10 protein-coding genes are annotated in these 9,686 nt (G+C 60.6%); 5 read left to right on the forward strand and 5 right to left on the reverse strand.

Annotation, left to right across the window (positions count from 1 at the left end; all coding sequences use genetic code 11):
- Nucleotides 1-2,212, reverse strand: a 2,212-nt coding sequence (locus ABY403_RS08995; RefSeq protein ID WP_372840450.1) for a 4Fe-4S binding protein, incomplete at its 3' end; no start/stop codon positions are given.
- A gap of 240 nt (nucleotides 2,213-2,452) precedes the next feature.
- On the opposite strand from ABY403_RS08995, the gene ABY403_RS09000 reads away from it, so the two are divergent.
- Both ABY403_RS09000 and ABY403_RS09005 read left to right on the forward strand, forming a co-directional pair.
- Nucleotides 2,453-2,956 (forward strand): Rrf2 family transcriptional regulator, encoded by a 504-nt coding sequence (locus ABY403_RS09000; protein ID WP_372840459.1) that lies wholly within the window; start codon nucleotides 2,453-2,455, stop codon nucleotides 2,954-2,956.
- Between the two features lie 316 nt (nucleotides 2,957-3,272).
- Nucleotides 3,273-3,584: a hypothetical protein gene (locus tag ABY403_RS09005; RefSeq protein ID WP_372840451.1), complete on the forward strand. Its 312-nt coding sequence runs from the start codon at nucleotides 3,273-3,275 to the stop codon at nucleotides 3,582-3,584.
- A gap of 49 nt (nucleotides 3,585-3,633) precedes the next feature.
- On the opposite strand, the gene ABY403_RS09010 is transcribed toward ABY403_RS09005, so the two are convergent.
- Nucleotides 3,634-4,314 (reverse strand): response regulator, encoded by a 681-nt coding sequence (locus ABY403_RS09010; protein WP_372840452.1) that lies wholly within the window; start codon nucleotides 4,312-4,314, stop codon nucleotides 3,634-3,636.
- The gene (locus ABY403_RS09015) at nucleotides 4,311-5,723 is read right to left on the reverse strand and encodes an ATP-binding protein (protein ID WP_372840453.1); all 1,413 of its coding nucleotides are present in this window, start codon (nucleotides 5,721-5,723) and stop codon (nucleotides 4,311-4,313) included. Before ABY403_RS09015 ends, ABY403_RS09010 begins: the two co-directional genes overlap by 4 nt.
- A gap of 357 nt (nucleotides 5,724-6,080) precedes the next feature.
- On the opposite strand from ABY403_RS09015, the gene ABY403_RS09020 reads away from it, so the two are divergent.
- Genes ABY403_RS09020 through ABY403_RS09030 form a run of 3 tightly spaced genes read left to right on the forward strand, consistent with a single transcriptional unit; the run spans nucleotide 6,081 to nucleotide 8,745 of the window.
- Entirely contained in the window at nucleotides 6,081-6,296 is a 216-nt protein-coding gene (locus ABY403_RS09020) for a ferredoxin family protein (RefSeq protein WP_372840454.1), read from the forward strand.
- Nucleotides 6,297-6,298: 2 nt separating this feature from the next.
- On the forward strand, nucleotides 6,299-6,964 hold the full coding sequence (locus ABY403_RS09025; RefSeq protein ID WP_372840455.1) for a ferric reductase-like transmembrane domain-containing protein: 666 nt from the start codon (nucleotides 6,299-6,301) through the stop codon (nucleotides 6,962-6,964).
- The gene (locus ABY403_RS09030; protein WP_372840456.1) at nucleotides 6,964-8,745 is read left to right on the forward strand and encodes an FAD-binding protein; all 1,782 of its coding nucleotides are present in this window, start codon (nucleotides 6,964-6,966) and stop codon (nucleotides 8,743-8,745) included. Before ABY403_RS09025 ends, ABY403_RS09030 begins: the two co-directional genes overlap by 1 nt.
- A gap of 244 nt (nucleotides 8,746-8,989) precedes the next feature.
- On the opposite strand, the gene ABY403_RS09035 is transcribed toward ABY403_RS09030, so the two are convergent.
- Both ABY403_RS09035 and ABY403_RS09040 read right to left on the reverse strand, forming a co-directional pair.
- A complete protein-coding gene (locus ABY403_RS09035; protein ID WP_372840457.1) occupies nucleotides 8,990-9,328 on the reverse strand; it encodes an ArsR/SmtB family transcription factor in 339 nt (112 codons plus the stop codon).
- 10 nt (nucleotides 9,329-9,338) lie between these two features.
- On the reverse strand, nucleotides 9,339-9,542 hold the full coding sequence (locus tag ABY403_RS09040; RefSeq protein WP_372840458.1) for a DUF2892 domain-containing protein: 204 nt from the start codon (nucleotides 9,540-9,542) through the stop codon (nucleotides 9,339-9,341).
- Nucleotides 9,543-9,686 lie beyond the last annotated feature (144 nt).

Below are 9,686 nucleotides of genomic sequence, written 5' to 3' on the forward strand. Positions count from 1 at the left end.
ATTGGGTTAAGTCAGGTGCCCGGCCCTTGGCCTCACGGGTTAGCGACGGGGCAGCACCCACGGCTTCGCGCCGTTTGAGTTGCCGGATCACCACCGGGCATTTTGTTTTTGATTGATACAGAACCTGACAATGCAGGCAGTTGAGGCATTCGTTTGGATTGATCGCACCCGTCGGGTGGATCGCTTGCACCATGCATTCGTTGCCACAGGTCTGGCACGGGTTGCCGCATTCGCGGTACCGATTGAGCCAGTCGAACATCCGTATCCGCGCGGGGATGGCGAGTGCCGCGCCCAGCGGGCAGAGGTAGCGGCAATAGAACCGTTCGACGAACAGCCCGATGCCCAAAAGCACCATCGCATAAAGGGTAAAGGGCCACGCACGCGCGAATTTCAGAACGATGGCGGTCTTGAACGGTTCGACCTCTGCAAGATGTTCTGCCTGCTCGATCGAAATCAGCGTAACCCCGAACAGGCCAAGGAAAATCAGGTACTTCACCGCCCAGAGGCGTTGGTGCAGCCCCCAAGGCAATTGCCATTGCGGCACGTGGAAAAACTTGGCGATGCGGTTCGTCAGCTCTTGCAATGCGCCAAACGGGCAAAGCCAGCCGCAATAGGCACCGCGCCCCCAGAAGATCAGCGCAGCCGCGATCGAGAACCAAAGGATGAAGGTCAACGGGTCCATCAGGAAAGCGTCCCAACTGAAGCCCGACATCAGCGCCCCAGTCAGCGCCATCAGATTGACGACGGAAAGCTGCGCATTGGCATACCAGCCAAGGAACACCAGCGTTACGGTCAGAAAGCCGATGCGGAACCAGAACGTTACCGCGGCGCTGCGGGTGAGGAACGACTGGAAAAAGAAGGCCGCAGTCAGCACCGCCAACATGACGGATACCGCCGCGATTTGCAGCCGCTTGCCTTGCCAGATGCGTTTCCAAAGCGCCGATTTTGCAGAGTCTTCAGCATCCGCTGCGGCGATGGGTGCGGTGGCTGGCGCCAGCGCGGTCAGAAACTTGGCGGGCGGTTGCCATTGCAGATCGAAGGTCGTGAATACCTTTTCGCGCGCCGCTACGTCCCTGCTGACCAAAAGTTGCAGCCGCCAAGGTTGCGTAGGATCGAACCCCGAGTCGGCGGGAATGCGGAATAGATCCATTTCGCTCAGCTCTGGCGTGCCGTTCGCGCTGATTGCACCAAGGCGGCGGTGATCGCGGTCGTGAAAGCGCACCGACAGATCGCCCTGAATGAGCTGGATCCGGTCAAAAATGCCGCCGCGAACGTAGCCCGAGCCCTTGAACGAATACAGCCCACGCCCCGCCACAACGATCGCTTGCGCCGCAGCGCCGTCGCCGCGATTGTCTTCGGCCAGCCATTGCGTCAGATTTGCCGCTTCGCGTTCGTCGAGCAGGGCATCGCGAATGCCGGGCACGCTGACCAAGGTGGCGTACATGTCGATGAAGGTCGTCTCGGGCGGCTCGGTCAGCGCCCGGCTAGCGGCGCGCGGGTCCGGGTTGTCTGCGAAGGCCGCGTTTATCTGTGCTACGTCCAGCGATAGCCGCCGCAACGTGCCATCACCCAAAAGCGTCAGCCAATCAGAGATGGCGCTTGCTTCGGCGTTGATAGCGTAGGTCGGACCGGTCGCTGCCGAGTTTTCCGGCGACAACCCGCCCAGACTCAACGCCCGCGCCACGCGCAAGCCAGACCGCAAGATAGAGTCGTCGATCACCATCACCGTGACCGTTGCGCCTGAAATGATGTTGAGCTCGTGGTCCGCGTTGACCGCTATCTCTGCCAGATTCAGCCCGATATAGCCGGAGATCAGCGCTGTGATCTTGGCTTCCGGAATGCCAATAAGAACAATGGGTTCAGAGTGTTTTACAAGCCGAAGGCCAATCACCTGCGCTTCGGCGTCGATCGCCGCAAGCACATGTATCGGTTTGCCCGAATAGCCAATGGTTCCGACAAAATCTGTGGTGACGAATGCCCAGCCCACAACTTCGCCCGCCCGCAGCACCGGTGCCACCGGCAGGTCCGCGCGCACGGCACCGTAGGCATCGGCCCCCGGCACAAGTTCCGAGGCCGGAACTTCGCCCATGAAACGGGGAAGCCACGCGTCTTCTGCCATGGCCGACAGCGGCAACAGCGCCAGAAGGAGCGGAAGTAAAAACCGCAGTGCCCGCTGGATCGCGCTTTGCCTCTGGTGCCACTGCTCTCTCATCCAACCACCTCCTCTGGGGCGGTGCCGACGAAGCGTCCGGGCCCCTTGGTATGCCGTCGCGCGCCATGCAGTGCGCATTGGTTATAGGGCTATTTAAAATAACCCTTATTGAACGTCAATCCTGTTTGCTGTAAGGCTCCGCGCGACACAGTGGCGCAGGACCTTCGCCGTCATGATCCGAATCAAGGACGGGTGGGCTGTGATGCTGCAGGGAGGCCGCGCACAACACCTGAGGTTCATATGCGATTGACCAAATTCAGCGACTACGCATTGCGCGCTCTGCTTTACGCTGCGAGCAGGCCAGACGCGCTGGTGACCATCGAACAAACCGCCGAGATATTTGACGTCTCGCGCGCACATATGAAAAAGGTGGTTCTTCTTCTGATCCGCGAGGGTTTTTTGCGCGCAGTGCGCGGTAGAAGCGGGGGTTTTACGCTGGCGCGTCCGGCAGAGGAGATCAATCTCGGTCATGTTCTGCGTGCTACCGAGGCAGATTTCGGCCTGGTCGAATGTTTCATGGCGGGGAATCGTTGCCGCATCACCCGCCGATGTGGACTGCCCGGCGTCTTCAACGAGGCATTGGCTGCGTTTCTTGGTACTTTTGACCGATACACACTTGCCCAGTTCGTCATCGCCGAAAGCCACTTCCTCGATAAACCCAGCCCGCAGCCCCTTCGCGGCCCGTACTTGCCACCCGGCATGCCGAGGCATGATGACGCAAGCGAGCCGAGCAAGGGCTATTAGCGGGCTTAAAGGCTTAATATTAATGTACCGTTAACGTCCGAAATCGCCTTGGTGGCTTCCGAAAACCATCTGGCGGCGGTGCGGCACCGCGCTCGCAATCGCGGCGCTGACCACGCGCCTGTTGGGGGGGACCCCAAAGCACTGCCTGAGGGCGGTCGAAATGGCAGGGCGCACGCAGCTTTGGCGCAAACGCGTCGTCACCCGCGCGCGCTGACGAAAATGCCAAAAAAGTTTCGTCGAGTTCAGAAAATTCGTTTTGTCTCCAATTTTGGGTGTCAAACCCTGCCGCACAAGAAGAAAGACGGAAGGACACCACATGGACCACACCCCAGAAAAATCGACCGGCGCGCCCGGTCGGCACCGCGCGCGGCTTGCTGTTCGCGCTGCCGGAATTGGCATTCTCATGGCGGTTGCAGGAATTGCGTTTGCCCAAAGTGGGCCGCCACAGCAAGGCGGTGGGCCAGGTGCTCCGGTCGAGGCGCTCGCGGCTTGCGAAGCGAAGGTGGTCGGTGACGTGTGCTCGATGACCCTGCCGCAAAGCGGCGACAAGGTAGAGGGCCTATGCCAAACGACCCCCGATGAGAAACTGGCCTGTATGCCGAACGATGCGCCCCCCCCAAGGCAGTAGGCGCATCTGAAGCGGCCCGCGCAATTTCATTCCCCAGACGCGGGCCGCTTCAATCTCCAAAAGCATATCCGACGCCATAGACTGACCGGATCAGGTCAACCCCCGGCGCAATTGCCTTTGTCTTGATACGGATATTCTTGATATGGCTATCGATGGTGCGGTCGATCACGTCCCGATCGTCGCGAAACGCCAGATCGAGCAACTGCGCGCGTGAGAATACGCGGTTCGGGCGCTTGTACAGTACCTGCAACAGGCGAAACTCCTGCCGGGTCAGTTCCAGCGGTTTGCCATAAAGCCGCGCGCGCCACGTTTCCTCATCCAGAACCAATGCGTCTTCAACCCGCTCTTCGGCAGCAGCAGATGTGCTGCGCCGCAGTATGGCCTTTATCCGGGCAACCAGTTCACGCGGCGAGAATGGCTTGCACAGATAGTCGTCCGCCCCCAATTCCAGCCCAAGCAGGCGGTCGATCTCTTCGACCTTCGCGGTTTCCATGATGATCGGGACGTCGCTTTTTGCGCGCACCTCGCGGCAGATGTCTAGCCCGTCCTTGCCCGGCAGCATGATGTCAAGCACCACAAGGTCGGGTTGCTTGGCCAGAATGGTTTCAACCGCATGCGTCCCTTCGGACAGGATTTCCGCCTCCATCCCGGCTTTGCGCAGATAGTCGGCGATGATTTCGGCAAGGTCCAATTCGTCTTCGACAATCAAGATGCGTTTGGCTTGGGTCATGTTGGTTCCTTTGCCGGCAGGGTGACGACAACACGAAGACCACCTAGCTCAGAGACAGTGGCGGCAATGGCGCCGCCGTGTGCCTCGACAATCGTCTTGCAGATTGCCAGCCCCAGACCAGACCCGCCAAGGGCCCGCGAGCGCGAGGTTTCGCCACGGTGAAAACGTTCGAACAGATGTGGCATTGATGCCTTTGGCGGTGCGGGGGCCGTGTCTTCGACCAGCAGAAGCACTTCGCCCGCGTCACGCCATGCCGCGATGCGCACGCGGCCCGGCGCGTCGGTGTAGCGCAGCGAGTTTTCCAGAAGATTGTCGATCACCTGCCGCATTCGGTGCGGGTCGCATTGTACTATCATCGGCCCGGCGACAGACTCTTCAAGCTGCAAGCCGGCCTCGGCAAAACGGCTATGGGCAGAATCGCACGCCTCGTGAACCAGCGCCGCGACGTCGGTGTTTCGGCGCAGCGCGACAAACCCGTCCTCGCGCCCATCCGAGAGGATCCGCAAGTCCTTCACCAGCCGGGTCAACCTTTCCACCGCGCTATGCATGGCGCGCAAGGTGCGCTCGTCTGGCTCGCGCACACCGTCTTGAATTGCCTCGATATTGGCCCGCAGCACCGCCAGCGGCGTTTGCAATTCGTGGCTGGTGTCAGAAATCCATTGCTTTTCAGCGATTTCGGCGGCCTCCAGACTACCTGCAAGGTCGTTGTAATGGTCGATCAGGCGGCCCAGTTCGTCGCTGCGCGTGTTTGGGATGCGCGCGGCGTAATTGCCTTTGGCCAGCCTGCGCGCGCCGGTTTCCAAGGCGCGGATCGGAGCGAGGAACTGGCGCGCCAGCACATAGGCCGCAATGGCCGACAGGGCTGTGGCGATGATCGCCGCAAGGATCAACGAATTGAGCTGCCCGCGCAGATAGAACGCATCGGTTTCGCTTTGCAGCCCTCCGGGTGCGGAAAACTCAAGCCAGCCAAGCGGGGCGTCACCGGCGGCGGCATCAAGCGCAGGAATCGGCACAAGCTCATGCACCGCGGCATGGGCGCGCTGGCCCGCGATATATGTGCCATCAGCGCCGAGCAGCGTCAGGCGTTCGCCGATCGCCACGGGCGGTGGCGGTGCCATCAGTTCAGGTACCGTGCGCGCATCCGGGCCGCTATGGCGTATCGTGAAGTCGGTCCATCGCCGCGGATCATTGCGAAACTCGGGCCAGCCGGGGTTTTGCAGATCGTGCGATTGCGCAAGTGCCTCGACCAGACCTTCGAGCTGTAGCAACTCTCCCTTCAGCAGATACTGCGCGAACCCCTCACGCATGCTCGAGGCCACAAGCAGCGCCATGGTCACGACGACCAGCATCGCGGTCAGGCCAATGGCCGCGAACAGCTTGGTAATGAGAGGTAGGCGCGCAAGGCTCATGTGTCTGCTTTGTTGCCGAAATGTGAAGCGACGATGGAGATTGGCGAAGACCGGGTCAACCTGTCTTGGCCGCAGCCTGCTCACCAACCGTTAGCGCCGCCGTCGAAACATGCCATAACACCTTGTTTTTATAGGGCCGCGCCCGCGCCTGCCGTGCGGCGGTGAAGCCTGTGCAATTCAGGCGCGTTTTTTCGCGCAACTTCCTCGTCGCTCCATATTCACGCGCCAGATTGCAGGGGTAACGAACCTTACCCCGGAGCAGACCATGAAACCTAATCGCAATCGTCCCGGGCCAATCGCCACCCCGGCCTTGAATGCCCCCGGCTTTGTGGGGATTTCATCGAAAGGGCAGACACAATGACGATCAAAAGCATCAGCGGCTGCATCGGTTGCGGCGAATGTGTGCAGGCATGCCCTTGCGACGTGATCCGGCTGGATCCTGACAGCGGCAAGGCAGTCATCACCTATCCGGCAGACTGCCAGATTTGCCATTTGTGCCGGATGTACTGCCCGGTCGACGCCATCGAAATGTCACCCGAGAAATCCATTCCCGTCATCGTGTCCTGGGGGTAACCATGAAATCCGACGCAAAACTCTTTGCCATTGTCACCGCGCTGGCCGTGTTCATTGGCCTGCCACTTCTGTTCTACACGCTCGGCGATGCGCCCCGGCGCTCGTATCTGAAAGAGGCGATCTCGGTTGCGACGCTGGTCGCGTTTTCGTTGATGCTGGGGCAACTTTTCCTTGCGCGCAGCAACGAAGTGCTGCTTCGCCTGTTCAAGCCCCGCGATATCCAAACCGTGCACAAGGCGATCGCCTACAGCGCTATCGGCCTTTTGACCGTGCACCCGTTTCTGGTCGTGCTGCCGCGCTACTTCGAGGCCGGGATCAAGCCGTGGGACGCGTTTGTAACCATGCTGACCACGTTCAACAGCCTCGGCGTCGTGCTTGGCCTGATCGCTTGGGTGTTGATGATCGTGCTGGGGGTGACCGCGTTTTTGCGGATGCGGCTTATCAAGCGCTGGCGCTTTCCCTATCGCACCTGGCGCTATGCACACGGCGTATTGTCGGTGGCCTTTCTAGGCACAGCAATCTGGCACTCGATCGAATTGGGCCGACACACCAACGCCCCTATGGCCGCGCTCTACATCACACTGGCGGTGGTCGGAGGTGGTTTGCTGGTGCGTCTTTACTGGGCCGCGCGACCGGCTCGCACCCCCATCCCGCAAGGAGCTGAATGATGACCCAACAGCAAGAAACACTAAGCCCTAATCGGCGCGAGTTCATGGCGCTTGGCGGCGGCGCGGTCGGACTGGCCTCGATGGGCCTGAACGCGGCCTGGGCCGTAAACCAAGTTGAACTGGACCCCGAGGCGATCACCAATACCGACCATCAGACAGAGGTTCTGGTCATCGGTGGCGGCATGGCCGGGCTTTTCGCCGCGGTAAAGGCGTATGACGCCGGTGCCAGCACGATGATCGTCTCAAAAGGGCGGCTCGGTTCTTCCGGTCTGACCCCCTTTGCCAAAGGCTTTTTCGTCTATGACGCGGAAAAAGAAGAATTGTCGATGGACGAATTCGCCGCCGCCGTGTCGCGCTCGGCGCTTGGCACCAGCAACCCGGTCTATACGCGCCAACTGGCCGAACACTCGAAGGCGCGCGCGCAAGAGCTGAAGGAATGGGGCTTTTTTGACCAGACCCTAGCGCATCGGTCGTTCATGAACCCGATCAAGGCGCGCGACATTCCGTTGATGGAACGCGTGGTCATCACGCATCTTATCAAGGAAGACGGCAAGATCGCCGGGGCTGCGGGTTTCCGGCTGGACGCCGAAGAAACCGTCACAATCCGCGCGAAAACCGTGATCCTTTGCACCGGCGCGGGCGGCTTCAAGCCAAACGGCTTTCCGGTTTGCGATCTAACGCATGACGGCACGATCATGGCCTACGAGATTGGCGCCAAGGTCACCGGCAAGGAATGGAACGATGGCCACACGGGCCGGGCGGTCAACCCCGCCGCTTGCTACGATGGCTGGGGCGACATGTTCGACCAAGTGCCGAGCACCAGCGGCGTAGAAGTGCACCACGACCTCGGCATAGATGTCAACTATCAGGCTTACATGCAGGGCAATCCGATCATGGGCGGCCCCGGAAGGGTAGATGGCACCACAGCAGATGAGGGTGGCCCAGTCACACCAGCCGAGTTTCAGCGCAACGACATGCCCGGGGGTCCCCCCCCCGGCGGCGATGGTGCTGGCGGAGCGCCCGGTGGCCCTCCGGGTGACCCACCGAGTGGCCCTCCTGGTGGCGGCGGTGCCCCCGGTATGGGTGCGGTCGGAGGTGCGTCGATGGGCGGGGCCTCTGCCGGGATGGCGATCCACAAATCCGAAGGATTGGTTCCGATCGATGATCGCTGCGCCTCCAACATTCCCGGTCTCTACGCTGCGGGTGACGCATTGGGCAGCTACATGGCGGGCGGGATCTATACCCAGATTGGCTCGTCGCTAGCGGGTTCAGCCGTGCAAGGCGCCATCGCCGGTGAAGCAGCGGCAGAGTTTGCTGCGGCGTCCGCTTGGCCCGTGATCCCGGATGCCAAGCTGAGCGAAGTGATCGATGAAATCCTCGCACCCCTAAAGCGCGAGAAAGGCTATGGCCCGGCTTGGGTAACCCAGACCTTGCAAGGGATCATGATCCCGAACTTCGTGCTCTACGTCAAGAAAGGCACGATGATGCAGGCGGCGCTGGCCTATATCGAAGAGCTGCGCGATCATCATGCCCCGATGCTGCGGGCGGCCAATATGCACGAGTTGCGGCTAGTGTTCGAAACCCGCAACATGATCCTGTCGGCCGAGATGAAACTGCGCGCCTCGTTGATGCGCACCGAAAGCCGGTGCAGCCACTATCGGCTGGACTACCCGGAAATCGACGATGTGAACTGGCTGGCATGGATCAACATCCACAAAGGCGCGGATGGCACCATGCAATTGGTCAAGCAGCCGTTCGACGCTTGGCCTGCGCAAAGCTGACGTTTCCCCGGGCCCCATCGCCACCACCAGCCGCCCTAAGGGTTGAGGGCAAAAGGTGATGGGGCCGCGGGCGCAAAGTTTCAGCGCATTTTACGCTTTGAGAACATAACAAGATGGCCTGCTGCCCATTGGGCATGCAGGCCATCACTCGTTTTGCCAGTGCGCATCAAGTCTCGGCGCAAAGCCGATGCCGCCCCCAGATTGCTAGAGATAGCCGAAAACAGTGGCCGCGCTTTGGGCCGCGCTATCGGTCCTCGGCACCGCTGTTCCGTGGATTGCAGAACGTGTCGCGCAAGGTTCGTAACACCGGCTCCAGTTCCTCGCGCGCCAGCCGGTAGATCACGCTTTTGCCCTGCCGCGTAGTCTGCACAAGCCCCTCGGCACGCAGACGCATCATTTGCTGCGAAACACTCGAGGGGCTCGTGTCGAGCGCCGCCGCAATTTCGGTGACGCTCAACTCGTTGTCGATCAGAATGCACAGGATTTGCAGCCGGCCCTCGTGCGACAAGGATTTCAGCAGTGCCACGGCGCGCGCACTGTCTTCTACCTTGCCGGTGAAGCCCTCTGGGTCATCTTGTGTCATTTGCTCGCTCCTATTCGAAAGCGCAGCCTTTCTTGGCGCCGAGGGCCTTGAAAGCCAGCGCCGCCGGGCAAACGCCAGTAAATGCCGATTGGATCAGGTTCACGCCAATAAAGGCCGTGAACCAGACGAAGTACGAAGAAACCCAGAGTGTTAGCCCAATGCTGAGCAGGATCATTACCCCGGCAAACAGCAGAACCTGACGATCAAGAGACATGGATATTCCTTTCATTTGGGTTGAGGTGCGTGTTCAGGTTCTGAACACGCGATAGATTGCAGGGATGACCAGAACGGTCAGCAGGGTCGAGGTCAGAAGGCCGAACAACAACGAAATCGCCAGCCCCTGAAAGATCGGGTCCGC

The sequence above is a fragment of the Phaeovulum sp. genome, from assembly GCF_041596715.1.
In the GTDB taxonomy this organism is placed as follows: Bacteria; Pseudomonadota; Alphaproteobacteria; order Rhodobacterales; family Rhodobacteraceae; genus UBA6213.